Annotated in this window: 22 protein-coding genes; 11 read left to right on the top strand and 11 right to left on the bottom strand. The window is 69.4% G+C overall.

The window, feature by feature from the left end; all coding sequences use genetic code 11:
• Positions 1-69 precede the first annotated feature (69 nt).
• Positions 70-690, bottom strand: a complete 621-nt coding sequence (locus BKN51_RS03995) for a MerR family transcriptional regulator (RefSeq protein WP_158255830.1) — start codon at positions 688-690, stop codon at positions 70-72.
• 97 nt (positions 691-787) lie between these two features.
• Between BKN51_RS03995 and BKN51_RS03990 the strand changes: the two genes are divergently transcribed.
• A complete protein-coding gene (locus BKN51_RS03990; RefSeq protein ID WP_101606326.1) occupies positions 788-2,002 on the top strand; it encodes an FAD-dependent monooxygenase in 1,215 nt (404 codons plus the stop codon).
• Between the two features lie 6 nt (positions 2,003-2,008).
• Here the strand turns inward: BKN51_RS03990 and pspM are convergent, their stop codons facing one another.
• From pspM to rimO, 6 genes are all read right to left on the bottom strand, one after another.
• Entirely contained in the window at positions 2,009-3,007 is a 999-nt protein-coding gene (pspM, locus tag BKN51_RS03985) for a phage shock envelope stress response protein PspM (RefSeq protein WP_101606325.1), read from the bottom strand.
• Between the two features lie 75 nt (positions 3,008-3,082).
• Entirely contained in the window at positions 3,083-3,928 is an 846-nt protein-coding gene (locus BKN51_RS03980) for a PspA/IM30 family protein (protein ID WP_044854161.1), read from the bottom strand.
• Positions 3,929-4,231: 303 nt separating this feature from the next.
• On the bottom strand, positions 4,232-4,678 hold the full coding sequence (locus BKN51_RS03975) for a helix-turn-helix domain-containing protein (RefSeq protein ID WP_168214257.1): 447 nt from the start codon (positions 4,676-4,678) through the stop codon (positions 4,232-4,234).
• 101 nt (positions 4,679-4,779) lie between these two features.
• A complete protein-coding gene (locus tag BKN51_RS03970) occupies positions 4,780-5,250 on the bottom strand; it encodes a CinA family protein (RefSeq protein WP_101606323.1) in 471 nt (156 codons plus the stop codon).
• Entirely contained in the window at positions 5,247-5,888 is a 642-nt protein-coding gene (gene pgsA / locus BKN51_RS03965; RefSeq protein WP_101606322.1) for a CDP-diacylglycerol--glycerol-3-phosphate 3-phosphatidyltransferase, read from the bottom strand. The genes BKN51_RS03970 and pgsA overlap by 4 nt, the downstream gene beginning before the upstream one ends.
• Positions 5,885-7,333: a 30S ribosomal protein S12 methylthiotransferase RimO gene (gene rimO / locus BKN51_RS03960; RefSeq protein ID WP_101606321.1), complete on the bottom strand. Its 1,449-nt coding sequence runs from the start codon at positions 7,331-7,333 to the stop codon at positions 5,885-5,887. Before rimO ends, pgsA begins: the two co-directional genes overlap by 4 nt.
• Positions 7,334-7,421: 88 nt before the next feature.
• Here rimO and BKN51_RS03955 point away from each other — a divergent pair, with 88 nt between their 5' ends.
• On the top strand, positions 7,422-7,958 hold the full coding sequence (locus tag BKN51_RS03955) for an amino-acid N-acetyltransferase (RefSeq protein WP_101606320.1): 537 nt from the start codon (positions 7,422-7,424) through the stop codon (positions 7,956-7,958).
• Positions 7,959-8,031: 73 nt separating this feature from the next.
• Here the strand turns inward: BKN51_RS03955 and BKN51_RS03950 are convergent, their stop codons facing one another.
• Positions 8,032-8,565, bottom strand: a complete 534-nt coding sequence (locus BKN51_RS03950) for a CGNR zinc finger domain-containing protein (RefSeq protein WP_101606319.1) — start codon at positions 8,563-8,565, stop codon at positions 8,032-8,034.
• 58 nt (positions 8,566-8,623) lie between these two features.
• Here BKN51_RS03950 and BKN51_RS03945 point away from each other — a divergent pair, with 58 nt between their 5' ends.
• Together BKN51_RS03945 and BKN51_RS44890 are read left to right on the top strand one after the other, a co-directional pair.
• Positions 8,624-9,469: an alpha/beta fold hydrolase gene (locus tag BKN51_RS03945; protein ID WP_101606318.1), complete on the top strand. Its 846-nt coding sequence runs from the start codon at positions 8,624-8,626 to the stop codon at positions 9,467-9,469.
• Between the two features lie 174 nt (positions 9,470-9,643).
• On the top strand, positions 9,644-9,787 hold the full coding sequence (locus BKN51_RS44890) for a hypothetical protein (protein WP_233224244.1): 144 nt from the start codon (positions 9,644-9,646) through the stop codon (positions 9,785-9,787).
• Here BKN51_RS44890 and BKN51_RS03935 read toward each other — a convergent pair.
• The gene (locus BKN51_RS03935) at positions 9,784-10,272 is read right to left on the bottom strand and encodes a hypothetical protein (protein ID WP_101606317.1); all 489 of its coding nucleotides are present in this window, start codon (positions 10,270-10,272) and stop codon (positions 9,784-9,786) included. The two genes, BKN51_RS44890 and BKN51_RS03935, sit on opposite strands and share 4 nt — an antisense overlap.
• 153 nt (positions 10,273-10,425) lie before the next feature.
• Complete coding sequence (locus tag BKN51_RS03930) at positions 10,426-12,771, bottom strand: DNA translocase FtsK (protein ID WP_168214256.1); 2,346 nt, start codon at positions 12,769-12,771, stop codon at positions 10,426-10,428.
• Between BKN51_RS03930 and BKN51_RS44095 the strand changes: the two genes are divergently transcribed.
• From BKN51_RS44095 to BKN51_RS03900, 7 genes are all read left to right on the top strand, one after another.
• The gene (locus BKN51_RS44095; protein ID WP_168214255.1) at positions 12,761-12,955 is read left to right on the top strand and encodes a hypothetical protein; all 195 of its coding nucleotides are present in this window, start codon (positions 12,761-12,763) and stop codon (positions 12,953-12,955) included. The genes BKN51_RS03930 and BKN51_RS44095 overlap by 11 nt on opposite strands.
• A gap of 114 nt (positions 12,956-13,069) precedes the next feature.
• Positions 13,070-13,879, top strand: a complete 810-nt coding sequence (locus tag BKN51_RS03925) for a lysophospholipid acyltransferase family protein (RefSeq protein WP_174720390.1) — start codon at positions 13,070-13,072, stop codon at positions 13,877-13,879.
• 48 nt (positions 13,880-13,927) lie between these two features.
• Positions 13,928-14,542, top strand: coding sequence for an NAD(P)H:quinone oxidoreductase (wrbA, locus tag BKN51_RS03920; RefSeq protein WP_101606314.1), 615 nt, complete (start codon positions 13,928-13,930; stop codon positions 14,540-14,542).
• A gap of 69 nt (positions 14,543-14,611) precedes the next feature.
• Complete coding sequence (locus BKN51_RS03915; RefSeq protein ID WP_101606313.1) at positions 14,612-14,902, top strand: hypothetical protein; 291 nt, start codon at positions 14,612-14,614, stop codon at positions 14,900-14,902.
• A complete protein-coding gene (locus BKN51_RS03910; protein WP_101606312.1) occupies positions 14,902-16,431 on the top strand; it encodes an alpha/beta hydrolase in 1,530 nt (509 codons plus the stop codon). Before BKN51_RS03915 ends, BKN51_RS03910 begins: the two co-directional genes overlap by 1 nt.
• Positions 16,432-16,505: 74 nt before the next feature.
• Positions 16,506-17,051 carry a hypothetical protein gene (locus BKN51_RS03905; protein WP_101606311.1) on the top strand — a complete coding sequence of 182 codons (546 nt, stop codon included), beginning with the start codon at positions 16,506-16,508 and terminating at the stop codon, positions 17,049-17,051.
• Positions 17,052-17,202: 151 nt separating this feature from the next.
• Positions 17,203-18,171 carry an EamA family transporter gene (locus tag BKN51_RS03900; protein WP_101606310.1) on the top strand — a complete coding sequence of 323 codons (969 nt, stop codon included), beginning with the start codon at positions 17,203-17,205 and terminating at the stop codon, positions 18,169-18,171.
• Here BKN51_RS03900 and BKN51_RS03895 read toward each other — a convergent pair.
• Positions 18,148-18,735 carry a DUF305 domain-containing protein gene (locus BKN51_RS03895; protein ID WP_101606309.1) on the bottom strand — a complete coding sequence of 196 codons (588 nt, stop codon included), beginning with the start codon at positions 18,733-18,735 and terminating at the stop codon, positions 18,148-18,150. The genes BKN51_RS03900 and BKN51_RS03895 overlap by 24 nt on opposite strands.
• Between the last annotated feature and the right edge of the window lie 138 nt (positions 18,736-18,873).

Here is an 18,873-nt window from a genome sequence, read left to right as displayed (position 1 = left end):
GTCGTTACTCAATGGAGTATTAGCGACGACGAATGAGACGATTGTCCAGGAAGATGACTTTACACCCGTTCAGCGGCCATCCCGCCGCATCGAGATGTTCTCCTTGGCCAGCCTCAGCAGCGCGAGGAGCAGGCGGTCATAAAGGACCGCTCCGATGACCGCTCTCGCCGCGAACTCTTCCCTTCGGGCAGGGTCGGGCAACAACGGCAGCTGATGCCCGGCCATTTCGAGCGCGGCCCGGGTGTACGGGGCGAGCTGCGCGGCGTCGGCGGGCAGCCCGACCAGGCGCAGCGCACCGAGCGCGGCCGCGAGCTGATCGGGCGCGGTGGACCCGGGACTCACTTGCCAGCCCTGCCCGGCGATCAAGGACTCGGCCCCGGTGCGGTCGCCCGCCGGGGCGGCGTCGGACGACGGCCCGGCACCCAGTGCGCTCAGCGCCGTCGCGAGCAATACCGTGGCCGGCACCGTCTCGTCGTCGACGGCGGCGAGGATCTGCCGGATCACCGCGATGGGCACCTCGCCGATCTCGACCAGGGAGCGGATGATCCGCAATCGGTCCAGGTGACGGTCCCCGTAGTCCGCTTTGGTCTCACCGAGCGGATCGCCCTTCGGCAACAGGCCCTCGCGCAGGTAGTACTTGATGGTCGGGATGGGCACACCCCCGCGCTGACTCAGTTCCTTGAGCTTCACAGATCTCTCCTGCAGTTGGGATAGTGGGACTATCCTTTAGTGGGATACCTCCGCTATCCTATATTGGATAGTGAAGGTATCCCATCTAGGAGGCACCATGCGGAACCGAAGAATCCTGATTTCCGGGGCGGGTATCGCCGGCCCCGCGCTGGCCTACTGGCTGCGGCGGCACGGCTTCGACCCCACGGTGGTGGAGCGCGCGCCCACGCCGAGACGCGGCGGCCAAGCGGTGGACGTCCGCGGAGTGGCGATCGACCTCGTCGAGCGGATGGGGATCATCGACCAGGTCCGGGCTGCCCAGGTCGGCACCAAGGGGATGTCCCTGGTCAACGCGACGGGCAAGCCGGTGGCGAGCCTCGAAGGCGGCTTCGGGGTGATCGACGACCGAGACGTCGAGATCCTGCGCGAGGACCTCGGCGGCATCCTTCGCGAGGCGAGCGGATCGGACGTCGAGTACCTCTTCGGCGACTCGATCACCGCGCTCACCCAAGACGAGGTCGGGGTCGAGGTCACGTTCGAACGCGCCGGATCGCGCACCTTCGATCTGGTGATCGGGGCGGACGGACTGCACTCAGGGGTGCGCGCACTGGCCTTCGGCGAGGAATCCCGGTTCGTCCACCAGCTCGACGACCTGTACCTGGCCATCTTCACCACCCCCAATCACCTCGGCCTCGACCACTGGCAACTGGGCCACAGCGCGCCCGGCCTGACGGCGAGCATCACCAGCGTGCGTGACGACACCGAGGCGAGGGCGGTCTTCTTCTTCACCGCGAAAGACCCGCGCCTCGGCGACAGGGACCCCCACGGGCAGATGCGGATCCTCAAGGACACCTTCGCCGGGATGGGCTGGGAAGTGCCCCGGCTGATGGACTTCATGCCGGATGCGCCCGACTTCTACTTCGACACGATGTCCCAGGTCCGCATGGACTCCTGGTCGGCGGGCCGCGTGGCGCTGGTCGGCGACGCCGGCTACGGCGCGTCCCCGCTTTCGGGCCAGGGCACCAGTCTCGCCCTGGTGGGTGCGTACGTCCTGGCCGGAGAACTGGCCGCCGCCGACGGCGACCATCCGGTGGCGTTCGCCCGTTACGCGGAGCGGATGCGGAATTTCGTGGAGCTGAACCAGAAACTGGCGCTGGGAGCCGCGAAACACCTGGCGCCGAAGACCCGCGCGGGCGTCTGGCTGCAGCGCGCGAATCTGCGGATGCTGCGCCACCTCCCCTGGAAGGACGCCATGATCCGCGCCATCACCAAGGAGGTCCGGGAGGCCTCGGTCGCGATCGAACTGAAGGACTACCGGCGTGTGCCCGCCTGAGCGGGCTCAGGAAAGCTCGCGCAGGGCCATGGCCAGTCCGGCGAGCTTGTCCGTCGCGTCGGAGAGCGATTCCTTGGACGACGTCATGCCGTCCGAGCTCGCGGCGACGGTGTGCCCGGCGGCCGCGACGAGACCGCCGTAGCCATCGACGCCGTCGTCGAGCTGATCCCGCAGCTGCGTGATGGCGGCGTCGAGGGCGCCTCGTTCCCGCTCGGGCGCGGAGTCACGTCCGCGTTCGATGGCCTGGATCCGGCCGGCCAGCCCGCGAAGGGCCTGCGCGGCCTCCGTGGCGGTGGTCCGGGCGTCCGCCACGGCGATCTCCGACACCGGCATGGTGCCGAGCGACGTCGGCTGCGAAAGCTGGCGAAGCAGCTCCGTCAGCGAAGCCTCGCTCTCGACGAGGCGCTCCATCGGCGCCCGCGCGATGGACCGTGCCGAGGGCAGCGGCGGCGGAGCGGCGGGCGCGGCGGGCAGCACCGTGCGGTTGAGCGCGCGCAGCCGCAGTCCCGATCGGACACTGAAAGTGCCGAAGACGATGGTGAACGCGCTGGCCGCGATGGCCTGGAGGACGTCGGCCTGGCCCGCCTTCAACAGACCGGTGGCGGCGACCACGGCGAACAGTCCACAAAGGATGGTGAGGAGGATCCAGAAGGTCATCGCGCGCGACGTCCGGCGCTTGCGTCTCTCCAGCTTGGCGGCGGGCTCGTTCCAGCGGGCCCACTTGGCCTTCGCGTCGGCCACGACCGGGATCTGGCCCGCCGCCATCGACGTCAGCTGCTGCGAGATCTTCGGCATGGCGGGCATCGGCGGCATCTGCGGCCGCGGCTTCGGCGGCCGCGGTGGCTGCGACGCCGTCGGTGAGGAGGGCCGGGAACCCTGCTCGGAGGGCGGGATGTAGCGCTGCAGCTTCTCCTGCGCGCGCTGGGCGTAATCGGGCAGCTTCTCGATGTGCTTCTCAAGCTTGGCGGTGAACTCCCCGAAGTCCTTGCGCCTGCCCTGGCCCATTTGCCCTCGCCCCTGTCGTCTGGTGAGACCGGTCCCGCACCCGCGCGGGGTGCGGGACCGGCTCTAGGTGGTGTGTCAGGCGGGGTTCTTGCCCTGTTCGGCCTGAACCCGTGCCTGGATCTCACGCTGGATGTCCGCACCGCTCGACGCCTTCGGCGCGGCGGCGGCGGTCTTGCCGTCGGTCACCTGCGCGACGGAGTCGCCCTTCATGGACGCGCGGATCTGCTCCAGTCGCGAGTGTCCCGCGAGCTGCGTCGTGGAGGCCTGGACCTCCATCATCCGGCCCTGTACGGAGTTCTGTGCGAGTTCGGCCGAGCCGAGCGCGGTGGTGTAGCGCTTCTCGATCTTGTCGCGAACGTCTTCCAGGGACGGGGTGTTGCCCGGCGCGGCAAGCTGGCTCATCTGGTTCAGCGAAGCGGAGACCTGCTCCTGCATCTTCGCCTGCTCCAGCTGAGAAAGCAGCTTGGTGCGCTCGGCCAGCTTCTGCTGCAGCATGGTCGCGTTGCGCTCGACGGCCTTCTTCGCCTGCTCCGCAGCCTGAAGCGACTGGTCGTGCAGGGTCTTCAGGTCCTCGATGCTCTGCTCGGCGGTGACGAGCTGCGCGGCGAAGCTCTCCGCCGCGTTCTCGAACTCGGTCGCCTTCTGCTCGTCGCCCTTGGCGCGCGCCTCGTCGGCGAGCACCAGCGCCTGGCGGGTCGAAGCCTGAAGCTTCTCCACGTCGCCGAGCTGGCGGTTCAGCTTCATCTCCAGCTGACGCTGGTTACCGATCACCGAGGCGGCCTGCTGGGTCAGCGCCTGGTGATTGCGCTGCGCCTCCTCGATGGCCTGCTGGATCTGTACCTTCGGGTCGGCGTGCTCGTCGATCTTCGACGAGAACGCCGCCATCATGTACTTCCAGAACTTCACGAACGGGTTGGCCATCTCCTCCGCCTGCCTTCTCGCATCCCACGGGCTGTTACCTCGAGGTGGGGCGTCCCCTCTGTGATGTTGCAACGTCCCGACCCCGGCGTTGAGTTCCATCGTGTCAGGTCGGCGTCCCGCGTTCCAGGCGACCCCGACGGAATTCAGGGATACCCCTGACTGTGATGTCCACGACCTTTCGGGTTCACCGGGTGGTGACCCTGGGTGAAAACGGGCCGTTTCCGGCTCCCCTGGAGCACCGGGGCCGTCGGCCAACGCGAAAAGCCCCAGGTGCGATACCTGGGGCTTCTCACGTCACGACTGCTAGGCGGCGACCATCTTCGGAGCGGAAATGGTCGTCCGCAGGGCCGGGCTCATCCGCGGCGGCGGCGAGATCCGCAAGTCGGCAAGGTCGTTGCCGATCAACTCGGATACCAGGCGGCCGCCTTCGAGGCCCGCTTCGGCGCTCTCGCGCTCCGGAGCACGCCGCTTGCCCGCCTCGACCTTCTCGTCCACCGGAGCGACCTCGACGTTGTCGATCGCCGAAACGTCCGCCGCGACCTTGTGCAGGAGCTCGCCCAGCGGAAGGTCCAGGGCATCGCAAATGGACGCCAGCAGCTCGCTGGACGCCTCCTTCTGCCCACGCTCGACCTCGGACAGGTAGCCGAGGCTCACCCTGGCGGCACGGGAGATGTCCCGCAGCGTTCGACGCTGGTTCGTGCGGGCGTGTCGGAGCCGGTCGCCGATCGCCTCGCGCAACAGCACGGTCATCACGCGCCTCCCTTCCAGGACTGACTGCCCCCTACGTTACCCAGTGCGGTGCCCCGGGCGCAGGTGTTGACACGGCAATACGCCAAGGGCGAACGCGGCGATCATGCGAGATGTTCCCCCAGCAGGGCGAACGCGCCGCTGACGGCACCGGCCCTGACCGAGGCTCGATCGCCGCTCAAGGCCAGTGTGCGGACGGTGAGCGTGCTCACGCCCGCGAGACCGACATGGACGGTGCCGGGCGCGACGCCGTCCTGCCCCGCCGGACCCGCGACACCGGTCAGGCCGAGGCCCCAGGTCGCGCCGCAGCGGTCCCGCGCGCCGACGGCCAACTGAGCCGCGACCTCGGGATGGACCGCGCCATGGGTGGCGAGGAGGTCTTCGTCGACCCCGGCGAGCGAAGCCTTGAGGTCGGTGGCGTAGACGATCAGGCCGCCCCGGACGACGGCGCTCGCTCCGGGGACCTCGGTCAGCGTCGCGCACACCAGTCCGGCGGTCAGCGACTCGGCGGTCGCCACCGTCTCCTTACGCTCGATCAGGTGAGTGATCAAGGTCTCAACCGTAGTGCCGGTCATGTGCCCGCTGCGCGCCGTCCGGCGGCGCGCAGCCGCACCGCGCGCACGACGTAGTCGAGGCCGGTCACGACGGTGAGCACGAGCGCGAGGCCCATCAGCACCCATCGCACCGGCTCGGCGGCCACCGGCAGGGGCAGCAGGTACGCGGTGATGGCCGCGACCTGCGCGAGCGTCTTGGCCTTGCCGCCCCGGCTGGCCGGGATGACGCCGTGCCGGATCACCCAGAACCGCAGCAGCGTCACGCCGATCTCGCGGATCGCGATGACGACGGTGACCCACCAGCCCAGTTCGCCGAGCACGCTCAGCCCGATCAGCGCGGCGCCGATCAGCGCCTTGTCCGCGATCGGGTCGGCGATCTTGCCGAAGTCGGTGATCAGCCCGTACTTGCGCGCGACCCAGCCGTCGACCTGGTCGGTGAACGACGCGATGGCGAACAGCGCGGTGGCGATCGCCCGCCAGAAGGTGTCCGTCCCGTCGCCGGTGAACAGCGCCATCACGAACAGCGGCACGAGCACCAGCCGCGACATCGTGAGCAGGTTCGCCAGGTTCAGCGTCGGGACCGGGGTGGCCTCGGGCACCCGGGCATGCTCACCGCCCGTCCCCTCACCGGCCCCGGCGTCGCTCGGGGCGGCATTCACCGGTCGGCCTCGGGCGGCGCGGGCCGCACGATCAGGTCGACACCCTCGGAGTCGACGACCTCACAGCGCACGAAGTCACCCACCGCCAGCGAGGGAAGGTCGTCCGTTTCGATCAGGACGCATTCACCGTCGACCTCGGGAGCCTGGTGCGCGGCGCGGCCGATCGGGTCTTCGCCGTCCTCGGCCTGCTCGATCAGGACGTCGACGAAGTCGCCGATGCGGTCCTCGGCCCGCTGCGAGGTCAGCTCCTCGACCAGCGCGGAAATCCGCGCGACCCGCTCGGTCACCACGGACTCGTCGAGTTTGCCGTCGAAGGTCTCGGCCTCGGTGCCGTCCTCGTCCGAGTAGCCGAAGACGCCCACCGCGTCGAGCCGCGCGCCGTTCAGGAAGCGCTCCAGCTCGGCGACGTCCTCTTCGGTCTCGCCGGGGAACCCGACGATGACGTTCGTACGGATGCCGGCGTTGGGCGAGTACTCGCGGATCTGGTCGCACAGCGCGAGGAACGAGTCCGTGGAGCCGAAGCGGCGCATGCGGCGCAACACGGTCTCGCTGGAGTGCTGGAAGGACAGGTCGAAGTAGTCGGCGACGCCCGGGGTGGTCGCGATGGCCTTGACCAGGCCGGGGCGCGTCTCGGCGGGCTGCAGGTAGGAGACGCGGACGCGCTCGATACCGGGCACCGCGGCCAGGCGCGGGACCAGCAGTTCCAGCGCGCGGGCGCCGTCACGGCCGAAGTCCTTGCCGTAGGAGGTGGAGTTCTCCGAGACGAGGAAGACCTCCTTGACCCCGTTCTCCGCGAGCCACATGGCCTCGGCGACGATCTCGTCCGGCTGCCGGGAGACGAAGGAGCCACGGAACGACGGGATCGCGCAGAACGAGCAGCGGCGGTCGCAGCCGGAGGCGATCTTCAGCGCGGCCACCGGGGAGGTGTCGAGCCGGGTCCGCAGCACGCGCGGGCCCCAGCCGTGCTGCGCGTGCCCCGGCACCTCGACCGTCTCGGCGGCCGTCGGGCGCTGGACCGGGCTGATCGGCAGCAGCTTGCGGCGGTCGGAAGGCGTGTGGGACTCGACCTTGCGGCCCGCCACGACGTCGTCGAGACGGTCGGCGAGGTCGGCGTAGTGGTCGAAGCCCAGGACCGCGTGGGCCTCGGGCAGGTTCTCGGCCAGCTCGTTGCCGTAGCGCTCGGCCATGCAGCCGACGGCGACGACCTTCTTGCCGGTGTCGGCCGCGGCGAGCAGGGTGTCGACCGAATCCTTCTTGGCGGACTCGACGAAGCCGCAGGTGTTGACGACCACGACGTCGGAGTCCTCGGGCTCGGCGGCGAGCTCCCAGCCGCCCGCCGCCAGCCGTCCGGCGAGTTCCTCGGAATCGACCTCGTTGCGGGCGCAACCGAGGGTCAGCAAGGACACGCGGCGGGTGGCGACAGGATCAGTGGTGGGAGAAGGCACGTGCCTTAGGGTAGCTGGCCTGCTCTCGGGGTCGGCGATCGCTCGCTCGGGCGAGCCTTCGGCCTGCCATCGCGTCGAGGATGGCTTAATGGTGGATGTGCCGTCAGACCCCCTCGAACCGCCCCTCGACCGCCGCCCGAAAGTTCGCCGGGCGCGGATCGCGGACGTCCGCAAGATCAAGGCACTGGTCGACTCCGACGCGGGGACGGTGCTGCTGGAGAAGGAACTCGTCACCCTCTACGAGAGCGTCCAGGAGTTCTGGGTGGTCGAAGACGGCGACGACGTGCTCGGCTGCGGCGCCCTCCACGTGCTGTGGGAGGACATCGGCGAGCTGCGCACCATCGCGGTCGACAAGGCCACCCGGGGTCGCGGCATCGGGCACGCGCTGGTGGGACAGCTGATCGACTTCGCCCGCGAGATCGGGCTGAAGCGATTGTTCGTGCTGACCTTCGAGACCCGTTTCTTCGCGGGCCACGGGTTCGTCGAGATCGACGGCACGCCGGTGACCCAGGAGGTCTACGAGGAGATGCGGCGCTCGGCCGATCCGGGCGTCGCGGAGTTCCTGGACCTGCCGTACGTGAAGCCGAACACTTTGGGCAACAGCCGGATGCTGCTGGAGCTTTAGCTGAAGGGGACTTTCCCCGCATAGGACGCGGCGAAGGGCGCTTTCCCCGCATCGCATGCGGGGATGGGCCCCTTCAGCCCTTCTTCGCGTGGCGGGCGACCCGGACCCGGTTGCCGCACAGCGACGGCGTGCACCACACCCGCCTGCTGTTGGCCGCCACGAACAGCATCGAGCAGTCGTGCGCGCCGCATCGCCGCAGCTGGGCGGCGCGCGGCCCCGACACGAGGTCGATCGCGGCCACCGCGACGGCGGCGAGTGCGATCTCGCCGCCGTCCTCGCCGTGCCAGATCGTCTCGGCGCCCCGAGCGGTGAGCCGCGGGCTCGCCGGGACCGCCGCCGCGGCCGCGTTGATCCGCTCGACCGCCCACGCCTCGGGCTCCCGCGCGGCCACGGCCGCTTCCAGCAGCTCACGCACCGCCGACCGCAGCCGTCTCGTCTGCTCGGCCGACGGCGGCCGAGCACCCTCGGGCAGCCGCGGCGCCTGCGCCGACCAGAACCGGGCGTGGCCGTCGTCGAGCAGATCGATCGACGGCGAGGTGGCCAGCAAGACGGTGTCGGCGAGGTTCACCGCGAGATCGTCACCGGGAAGCGAGTCCAGATCGAGCATGCCTTGACAATATCAGGTGCTAATGGTTAAAAACAGTTCTAACCATTAGGGAGTGTTCATGACGACCATCCGGCACCGTTCGGTCCAGCTCGGCGACGTCGAGGTCTTCTACCGCGAGGCGGGCGATCCCGACGCGCCCGTCTTGCTCCTGCTGCACGGCTTCCCGACGTCGTCGCACCAGTTCGTCCGGCTGATGCGACGGCTCGCCGGGAAATGGCGGCTCATCGCGCCGGATCTGCCCGGCTTCGGCCGGACCGTGACCCCCGAAGGGTTCACGTTCACCTTCGACCGGCTCGCGGAAGTGCTCGGCGAGTTCACCGACGCGCTGGAGCTGCGCCGCTACGCGCTCTACGTCTTCGATTTCGGGGCTCCGGCGGGCCTGCGGCTGGCCGTCTCGCGGCCGTCCGCGGTCACGGCGCTGATCACGCAGAACGGCAACGCCTACGTCGAAGGGCTCGGGCCCGCGATGCCGGACTTCGCGACCCTTACCGACGAAACCGAGGCGAAGCGCGAATTCGCGAAGAACCTCGAACCGGCGCAGATCGAGTACCAGTACACCGGCGCCCGCGATCCGGAGACCATCGATCCCGCGAACTACCTGCTGGACCAGTACTTCCTCGAGCGTCCTGGCCGCGCGGAAGCGATGCTCGACCTGTTCTGGGACTACCGGAACAACCCTCCCGCGTACCCGAAGTTCCAGGCGTGGCTGCGGGAAGCCCAGCCCCCCGTGCTCGCCGTGTGGGGCCGCAACGACCCGTTCTTCGTCCCGGCGGGAGCCGAGGCCTTCCGGAACGATGTTCCCTCGGCGGAGGTCCATTTCTTCGACACCGGGCATTTCGCGCTGGTGGAGGACGTCGAACCGATCAGCGAGCTGATCGACCGCTTCCTGACGGCGCATCACTGAAAGGCGGCACAGGGACACCTCGGTCACCGACCACCTGCTCAGCACGACACGGTCGGTCCGCCTCAAACCTGATCGACGTGATCGACAGGGTGCCGGTGTACGTCATCCCTGACCGGCAGGCCGAGCGGCGACAACGCGACCGACGCCGCCTTCTACGGCGGGATCTTCCCGGCGGTGTGGAACTTCCAGCCGGCGCTGCGCTCGCGCGGCCTCGGGCCGCTGCCGGTCACCTACACGACAGTGCCGGACTTCAAGCCCGCGTCGCGCGTGCCGCTGTCGGACGTCGCGTATCTCGACGGCTGGGGCGACGCGCTCTAAGCCTTGGACACCCGCAGGGTGACCTGGTCGCCCCCCGAGCTCACGGCGACCAGGTCCACCCGGCAGGCGGCGAACTCGACGGACTGCCTGCCACCGCGTGCGGTGGAGGCGACCTCCGCCGTCGTCCGCTCACCGCGTCCGGGTTCGGCGAGGGTCAGTTCGACCACGGCCTCCCCTTCCCAGACGCAGACCATGCCCTCGGCGCAGCGGGAATCGGACACCAGCCGCGCGAAGCGGATGCTGACGTCCTTCGACGCGACCTCGGTCGTGTCACCGGCCTTGAGGACGACGGTTTCCCCCAGCTCCACGGTGCCCTGCGGCTTCTCTTGAGGCTTGGGAGCAGGTTGAGGCTGCTGGTGCGCCGGCGCGGGCTGGACCAGCGTGGGCTGGACGGCCGCGGGTTGTTCGCGCGCGGCGGAGCTGCCTGCCCCGCACGCGAGGCCGACCAAGGCGCAGAGCACGACGAGCAGCTTCTTGGGGTCCACGGGCTAGGGACGTAACGGAGCCGCCGGTCCGTTGCATCGGTCCCTCAAGTCGTCCTCCCCCCGTGCAATGAAAGGCCCGTTACTGGCAAATTTTGCCAGTAACGGGCCTTTCATTGCACGCCTCGGGACGGAAGTCAGAACCCCAGGCCCGGCTCAGTCGTCGTCGGAGACGTCCCCGCCGTTCGCGTCCCCGCCGCCGCGGATCATGAACAGCACCGACTCCAGCTCCTCCGGCTTGATCAGCACGTCCCGCGCCTTCGAGCCCTCCGAGGGACCGACGACACCCCGGCTTTCCAGCAGGTCCATCAGGCGCCCGGCCTTGGCGAACCCGACGCGCAGCTTCCGCTGCAGCATCGACGTCGAGCCGAACTGCGAGGTGACGATCAGCTCGGCGGCCTGCAGGAGGACATCGAGGTCGTCGCCGATGTCGGAGTCGATCTCCTTCTTCTCGCCAGCCTTCGCCGCGGTGACGCCGTCCTGGTAGTCCGGCTGCGCCTGCTCCTTCGCGAAGTTGACGACGGACGCGATCTCTTCGTCGCCGACGAAGGCGCCCTGGATGCGGACCGGTTTCCCGGCGCCCATCGGCAGGTACAGCGCGTCACCCATACCGATGAGCTTCTCCGCGCCCGGCTGGTCGAGGATGACTCGCGAGTCGGTGAGCGAGGACGTCGCGAACGCCAGCCGCGAAGGCACGTTGGTCTTGATCAGGCCGGTCACGACGTCGACCGACGGGCGCTGGGTCGCCAGGACCAGGTGGATACCGGCCGCACGTGCCTTCTGGGTGATCCGGACGATCGCGTCCTCGACGTCGCGCGGGGCGGTCATCATCAGGTCGGCGAGCTCGTCGACGATCGCCATGATGTACGGGTACGGCGCGTAGACGCGCTCGCTGCCGGGCGGCGCGGTGATCTCGCCCGAGCGCACCTTCTTGTTGTAGTCGTCGATGTGCCGGACCTTGTTGACCTGCATGTCCTGATACCGCTGCTCCATCTCCTCCACCAGCCAGGCCAGCGCCGCGGCGGCCTTCTTCGGCTGGGTGATGATGGGCGTGATCAGGTGCGGGATGCCCTCGTACGGGGTCAGCTCGACCATCTTCGGGTCGATCAGGATCATCCGGCACTCGTCCGGCGTCGCCCGCGCGAGCAGCGACACCAGCATCGAGTTCACGAAGCTCGACTTACCGGAACCGGTGGATCCCGCCACCAGGAGGTGCGGCATCTTGGTCAGGTTCGCGGTGACGAAATGGCCTTCGATGTCCTTGCCGAGCCCGATGACCATCGGGTGGTTGTCCTTGACCGTCGACGGCGCGCGCAGCACGTCGCCGAGGCGCACCATTTCGCGGTCGGAGTTCGGCACTTCGATGCCGACCGCGGATTTGCCGGGGATCGGTGCCAGCAGCCGGACGTTGTCGGTCGCCACCGCGTAGGCGATGTTCTTGGTCAGCGCGGTGATCTTCTCGACCTTCACGCCGGGGCCGAGTTCGACCTCGTACCGGGTGACCGTCGGGCCCCGCGTGAAGCCGGTGACCTGCGCGTCGACGTTGAACTGGTCCAGCACGCCGGTGATCGCCTCGATCATGGCGTCGTTGGCCTTGCTGCGGGACTTCGGCGCGTCGCCGAGCTTCAGCAGGTCCGGCGGCGGGAGCTTGTAGTCGCCCTCGACGGTCCTGGTGACCGCCATCGGCGGCTCGGCCTTCTTCGGCTTCTTCTCTTCGACGGCGTTTTTGGATGAACTCTGCGGGGCGGGTTTCGGCGGGCGCATCGGCGTCGGCGGTTCGGCCAGCGCGGCTTCGATGTCGAGCTGCTCGCCCGCGTTGTCACCGGCGCCCTGGCGCCGCCGCGACGGCTTCCGCAGGCGGACCGACTTCGGGTCGGCTTCGGTGACGGCGTCGCGTTCGTCGTGGATGGCCTTGCGCTCGGCTTCGGCCTCTTCGATCTCTTCGGGGTCGAGACCCCAGTTGCGCAAGCGATGCGGGATCTCCCGGACCGGGGTCCCGGTGAACACGAGCGTGCCGAACAGCAGCACCAGCACCAGCAGCGGCACGGCGACCCAGGTGGTGACCCCCATCGTCAGCAGGCCGCCGGAGAACGCGCCGATCACCCCACCGGCGTACATCCGGCCGTCGTTGCTCTCGGGCAGCGCGGTGAAGATGTGCAGCAGGCCGAGCACGGACAGCACGACCAGCAGCGTGCCGATGACCATCCGCGGCCGGGCCTCCGGCACCGGTTCCGAGCGCATCAGCGCGACGGCGACCACGGTGAGCACCAGCGGCAGCGTCACCGCCCCCGCACCGAGGAGCGAACGGGCGCCGACCTCCACCCAGCCGCCGATCGGGCCCGCGGCCCGCCACCAGACACCGAACGCGATCACCAGCGCCAGCGCGATCAGGCCCAGCGCGAGCCCGTCGCGGCGGTGTTCGGGTTCGAGTTCACGGCTGCGGCCGACCGTCCTCGCGAGGGTTCCCAGTCCCTTCGCGAGCAGGTTCCAGGTGCCGCGCACGCCTTTGGCGAACGTGCCGGAAGACTTCTTCCTGGCCGCCGGACGCCGTGGCGCGGGCTTCCTCGCCGCCGTTGACCTGGGCTTCGCCGGGGTACGCGGCTTTCGCGCCGGCCCCTTGCTGCCGCCGCTTCGCGCCGTACTCCGCTTTCTGGTCGTCGACCCGCTAGCCATGCCACCACGGTAACCGCCTCGACCCTCCAGCCCCGGCTGCCACTCGGGGCACATCCGGAACATTCGTCTCAGGTCACAGCTTGAGCGGCCATCCGGGTGAAAGGGGGCTCATGACATGCTCTGCCCCATGTTCGCGCTGCATCAGGATGAGAATTCGGCTCGCCGCGCCCCAGCGATCTGGCGCACGATGCTGAACATCGACCGGGGGCTGGTCAACTTCGTCGGCAAACTCACCGTGACCGGCGGTGTGCCCGCGGAACTGCGCCGGAAGCCCTTGCTCATGACGGCCAACCACATCGGCGTGTTCGACGCGTTCGTGCTGATGGCGGCCTGCAAACGGATCGGTATCAACCCGCGGTTCATGCTGGCGGGCGGCATCCTCGACGCGCCGGTCATCGGCCCGGCGCTGCGGGTCAGCGGTCACCTGCGGGTCGACCGCAAGGAGGCCTCGACGGCCATCGGCCAGTTCGCCGAGGCGGCCGAGGCCCTGCGCACCACGCGCGACCCGCTCATCGTCTACCCCGAGGGCCGGATCAGTCACGATCCCGGCCTGTGGCCGGAGCGCGGCAAGACCGGCGCCGCGCGGCTCGCGCTGGCGGCCGGGGTGCCGGTGATCCCGATCAGCCAGTGGGGCGCGCACGAAGCCGTCTTCTGGGGGACGGAGACCGTCAACGGCCCCGCCGACCTGGTGCCGCTCGCCAAGTCCGGGCTGAGCGCGCCCATGCGGCGTCCCCGGTTCAAGGTGCATTTCGGTGACCCGGTGGACCTGTCGGAGGTCGAGCCGGAGCGGCCGGGCGCCGGGGTCCGCGCGCACGCCAAGATCATGCAGGCGATCACGGACGGCATGGTGCCGCTGCGCCGCGACGAGCTGGACAAGCCGCGGTTCCACGACCCGACCAGGCCGACCGACACCGTCAGTCCCTGGAAGAAGTACTGAGTTCCGGATCCTGAGACGGGTGCTCGCGCTCGCCTAAGGTCGGCGGACGTGAGCACCCGCATCCTCGTCGTCTACTACAGCGCGACCGGAAACACCGCGAAACTGGCGTCGGCGCTGGCCGACGGCGCCCGTGAGACCGAAGCCGACGTCCGCGTCCGCACGGTTCCCGAGACCGCCCCGCCCGGTGCCGTGGCGAGCAATCCGCGCTGGCAGGCGTGGGTCGACGCGGGCCCGCACCACGAGACGGCGACACTGGAAGACCTGGAGTGGGCCGACGGTTTCGCGGCCGGGAGCCCGACCCGGTTCGGCGGCCCCGCCGCCCAGCTGAAGTCCTATTTGGACAGTACCGGCGGCCTGTGGGCCAAGGGAAAGCTGGTCAACAAGGTCGCGACGTCGTTCACCACCGCGTCCACCGCGCACGGCGGCCTCGAATCGACGGTGCTGGCGACGAACAACATCTTCTATCACTGGGGCGCCATCGTCCTGCCGCTCGGCTACACCGATCCGCAGCTGCTCGAATCGGGCAATCCCTACGGCGGCTCGTTCGTCTCGCGCAAGTCCTCCGAACCCGACGACCTCGCCCTGGACGCCCTCCGCCTGCAGGGGCGGCGGCTCGCCACCGTCTCGCGCTACGTCGCCGACGGCCTGTTCAAGGACGGCTGACGGGAACCGCCAGGCCGTCTCCCGCGTCGTAGGGTGGTCACACAGCGTCACGCTACGGGAGGAAGCGGGATGACCGGCGGATACGAGGTGGTCCTGGAAGCGATCGGCGCCGCGTCAAGCGCGGCGGAACGGGCTTCGGGCGACGTCGGGCAGGTGAACCTCGCGGCCACGCTCGACGGTGTGGCGGCGGGCCTGCCGGGCGGCGTGTCCGGTGAAGCGGCGCGACTGCTCGCGGACGCGTGGGGCCGCACGGTGCCCGGCTGGGCGGCGAACACCGCGGAGTACGCCGACCAACTCGGCGAAGCCGCTGCCCGCTACCGCTCGAACGAGCTGGCGGCGTCCCGGGAACTCCCCGTCTGATGCTCACCTGGGGCGACGTGCGCCGATGGGATCCGGCCGCGATCGGCGCGGTCGCCGACGCGCTCAACGACGGCTGCACGCGGATCATCGCCGCGAACGACGACGTCGAGTCCATGACCCGGGTCCCCGGCTGGCTCGGCGAGGCCGCCATAGCCGCGTCGACGCGGGGCGAATCGCTGACCTCCACCCTGGAACAACTCGTGGCCGAAGCGGCCGCGGTCCGGCGGGGCGCGCACGAGGTGCAGATCGCGCTGGACCGGATCGTCGCGTTCGTGCGGGAGACCGACGAACTCGCCTCCCGGAACGGCCTGCGCATCGGCTCCGGCGGGGAGATCACTTCTTCCGGTGGGCCTTCGGAGCCTCGCGTGATGACGGAACTGGCCGACCGGATCGAACAGATCCTGCGCCGCGCCACCGACGTCGACGCCGATTTCGCCGCCATCCTGCACCGGGCCCTGCGCGGCGAGATCACCGAACAGGGTGGCGGCACCCTCGCCCAGGCCGCGGACACCGGCGCTGCGCAAAGCGGCCTGTCGATCATCGGGCCGCCCGAGAACGGCTCCCCCGGAGACAACAAGGCCTGGTGGGACAGCCTGTCGGATACGGCGAAAGTCGCTCTGCTGCAAGGAAATCCGGGTCTCGTCGGGAATCTCGACGGCATCCCGGCCACCGACCGCGACGCCGCCAACCGCGCCGTCCTCGCCAGTGAGATCGCGCGGCTCCAAGGCGATCCGAAGGTGAAAGGCCTGGAAGCCATCGCGCGGCGGCTGGACCAGCCGGAACCGCGGGCGTTCCTGCTGGGACTGAACACCGGCGGCGACGGGAAGGCGATCGTGTCGGCGGGAAACCCGGACACGGCGACGAACGTGGCGACGTACGTGCCGGGAACCGGGTCGGAACTGGCGAGGATCGGCGGCGACCTCAACCGCTCCGACAAGATGTGGGCCGTGGCGACCACCGCGGGCTCACCGTCGACGGCGGTGATCACCTGGCTCGGCTACGACGCGCCGAATGAGATCACCGACGCCGCGAGCGAAAAGTACGCCGACGGCGGTAAAGCCGCCCTCGCCGGATTCCAGGACGGACTACGGGAAACGCATCAGGGACCGCCGTCGCACAACACGGTGCTGGGCCACAGCTACGGCACGACGGTCGTCGGTCATGCCGCCCGCGACGGCGGCCTCGCCGCGGACGAACTCGTCTTCGTGGCGAGCCCGGGCGTCGGCGCGCACGACGTGAGCGAACTGCACCTCGATGGGGTGGATCAGGGCGAAGTCGGCAAGCATGTGCACGCGACGGTGGCCGAACACGACATGATCAACCTGGCGAACCTCGAGATCGCCGGATACGACCTGGTGCTCGGCCAGGACCCGACCGACGCGGGCTTCGGCGGACAGGTGTTCACCTCGGCGCCGGGGACGGACGGGTTCGGCGGGTACAGCCAGGAGGCGCACAGCGAATACTGGGAAGACAACAACCCCTCGTTGACCAACCTCGGCCAGATCATCGCTGGATTGCCGACGACATGACCAACCGGGCTCTTCCGGCCATCTTCGCCCTGCTGATACTTTCGGCGGCTTGTTCCCCTGGAGGTGGGAGCGACATGAAATCGACGATCACCGAGCAGCAGGCTCACGACAAGGTCGAGAAATACATTCAGGACGCGCTCGAAGCCTTGCCCGCCGCTGCCGAGTTGAAGTTGTTCACGCGGAATCGTTCGGAGTGCACTGACCCCACCGACAATGGCCCGCAAGGCCGTTTCGAGATCTCCGCTACTTACGAGGTCGTCGGACTGGACTCCGCACGGTTCCCTGAGCACTTCACGGCGATCATTCAGTGGTGGGAATCGCACGCCTTCAAAGTCTTGACCGACTCGCGGCCGACAATTCAGTATCTCTTCGCGCGCAACACCGGCGATGCCTTCGACATGTCGATCAAGGCGAACAGTCTGGGCAAGCTCTACCTCGGCGCGACCTCACCCTGCGTCTGGCCGAACGGCACCCCCGAACCCCAGGCCCTCGAAGCGCCTGCCGCCGCTCCACCAGAACCGGAATCGGAACCCGCTCCGGCCCGCAAGCCTCGCCGCGCACCCGTCGATGACGACGACTTCGACCGGACCGACTGGACCGACGGCGGCACCTCCTTCTGAGTTTCGGTGACCGTGTGGATTTCGGGACGTCAGATGTCCCGAAATCCACACGGTCCTGCGAGACCATCCCTGTCACGACAGATTCGGGCACCAAACCCAGCCGCTGGGAAAACGGCTCGCCCCACGGTCCCCCGGCCTCTACCCTCCGGCCGTGACCGCCGAACTCGCCGCCCCCGCCCAGCACGTCGCGCACCGCGGCCGGGGCATCATGCTCATCCTGCTCGCCGCGCTCTTCTTCGGGACGTCGGGCGTGCTGGGCAAACCGGCGATGCAGGCGGGGATGTCACCGGAGCAGGTCGCGGCGATCCGCATCGGGCTGTCGGCGATCGTGCTGCTCGCGCTGGTCGCCGTCTTCCGGCCGAAGCTGCTCAAGGTGACGAAGCGCGAGTGGCCGCTGCTGCTGGCGTACGGCTCGCTCGGCGTGGCCGGCGTCCAGCTCATGTACTTCCTCGCGGCGGGCCGGATCCCGGTCGGGATCGCGATCCTGCTCGAGTTCACCTCGCCGGTGCTGATCGCGCTGTGGGTGCGGTTCGTCCGCCGCGTGCGGCTGCCGAGGGCGATGTGGGCGGGGATCGCGCTGGCGATGACCGGGCTCGTCCTGGTCGCGCAGGTTTGGGAAGGCCTCAGTCTGGACGTCGTCGGGTTGCTCGCCGGACTGGGCGCGGCCGTCTGTTCGGCGGGGTACTTCCTGCTCGGGGAACGCGGCGTCGCGGACCGGGATCCGCTCGGCATGGTCACCTGGGGGATGACGGTCGGCGCGGTCCTGGTCTGCGCGGTCGCTCCACCGTGGACGATCCCGTGGGGTGTCCTCGGCACCCCGGCGACGTTCGGGCCGTGGCAGCCGCCGGTGTGGTCGCTGCTGATCGCGCTGGTGCTGATCGCGACGGTGATCGCCTACGCGACGGGGATGGCGGCGCTGCGCCATCTCCCGGCGTCGGTGGCGAGTGTCGTCGGGCTGGTGGAGCCGCTGATCGCCGCGGCCGCCGCCTGGTTGCTGCTGGGTGAGGCGCTCAGCTGGATCCAGGCCGCGGGCGCGGTCGTCCTGTTGACCGGCGCGTACATCGTGCAGCTGAACTCGAACGTGGTCCAGACGGACTCAACCGTTCTGGAGGCCCCGTAGATCCCCGATCTCCTGCTGCTGCGAACGCGAAGTCGTCGCGGCGAGATCGCGGGCGTCGGGGTTGCGGCCGTGCTGGGTTTCGGCGTCGGCGATGCGGACACCCGACTCGCGCTGGCGGATCAGCCGCGCGACGAACTGGCGGTCGAAGTCCTTTCCGGACAGTCCCGCCAGTTCCGCCATGTCACCCGGGCTGATGTAGCCGTCGCGCTGGATGTGTTCGAGGTTCGGGTCGTCCGGTGCGGGCTGGCCCCAGGACTCGATGAGCCCGGAAAGCCGCGCGATCTCCGGTTCGTGCGTGTCGATGACCCGCTTCGCGAGCACCTTCAGCTGGGCGTCGTCCGCCCGGGATTCCGCCAGGGAAGCCAGATCCACGCCCTGCTGGTGATGCGCGAGGGCCTGCCGCGCGAAGGCGACATCGGCGTCGTTGAACGGAACGGCGGCCTGCTGCGCCAGCGGTGACGACCCGGGCGGCGCCGTCTGGGCTTGGGGTGCCTCGTCCGAACAGCCCGCGAGCACGGCGGCCAGGGCGACGGCAGGCAGGAACCGGAGGACGGCGTGCGGCATCGAAGAGCTCCTCGGAACGCGCGGTGGAGGTGCCTAGGTTCGCAGAGTCCACATCGGCCTGTTCACCGGGGGTTGCGCAAACACTTTTCCTCTGGCTCTTGCGGTGCGACAATCCCGCGATTCACCGCCACTGGCGAC

This window comes from Amycolatopsis sp. BJA-103 (genome assembly GCF_002849735.1).
GTDB lineage: Bacteria > Actinomycetota > Actinomycetes > Mycobacteriales > Pseudonocardiaceae > Amycolatopsis.
The sequence above is the reverse complement of the archived record's forward strand: the minus strand, read 5'-3'. Positions and strand labels throughout refer to the sequence as shown.

Coding starts and splice junctions, on each gene's coding strand:
- BKN51_RS03955 (WP_101606320.1), top strand. CDS start 7,422: ATGGTGGATGTGCCGTCAGACCCCCTCGAACCGCCCCTCGACCGCCGC.
- BKN51_RS03950 (WP_101606319.1), bottom strand. CDS start 8,565: ATGCTCGATCTGGACTCGCTTCCCGGTGACGATCTCGCGGTGAACCTC.
- BKN51_RS03990 (WP_101606326.1), top strand. CDS start 788: ATGCGGAACCGAAGAATCCTGATTTCCGGGGCGGGTATCGCCGGCCCC.
- BKN51_RS03945 (WP_101606318.1), top strand. CDS start 8,624: ATGACGACCATCCGGCACCGTTCGGTCCAGCTCGGCGACGTCGAGGTC.
- BKN51_RS03910 (WP_101606312.1), top strand. CDS start 14,902: ATGCTCACCTGGGGCGACGTGCGCCGATGGGATCCGGCCGCGATCGGC.
- pspM (WP_101606325.1), bottom strand. CDS start 3,007: ATGGGCCAGGGCAGGCGCAAGGACTTCGGGGAGTTCACCGCCAAGCTT.
- BKN51_RS03980 (WP_044854161.1), bottom strand. CDS start 3,928: ATGGCCAACCCGTTCGTGAAGTTCTGGAAGTACATGATGGCGGCGTTC.
- BKN51_RS03915 (WP_101606313.1), top strand. CDS start 14,612: ATGACCGGCGGATACGAGGTGGTCCTGGAAGCGATCGGCGCCGCGTCA.
- BKN51_RS03905 (WP_101606311.1), top strand. CDS start 16,506: ATGAAATCGACGATCACCGAGCAGCAGGCTCACGACAAGGTCGAGAAA.
- BKN51_RS03970 (WP_101606323.1), bottom strand. CDS start 5,250: ATGACCGGCACTACGGTTGAGACCTTGATCACTCACCTGATCGAGCGT.
- BKN51_RS03925 (WP_174720390.1), top strand. CDS start 13,070: ATGTTCGCGCTGCATCAGGATGAGAATTCGGCTCGCCGCGCCCCAGCG.
- BKN51_RS03975 (WP_168214257.1), bottom strand. CDS start 4,678: ATGACCGTGCTGTTGCGCGAGGCGATCGGCGACCGGCTCCGACACGCC.
- BKN51_RS03895 (WP_101606309.1), bottom strand. CDS start 18,735: ATGCCGCACGCCGTCCTCCGGTTCCTGCCTGCCGTCGCCCTGGCCGCC.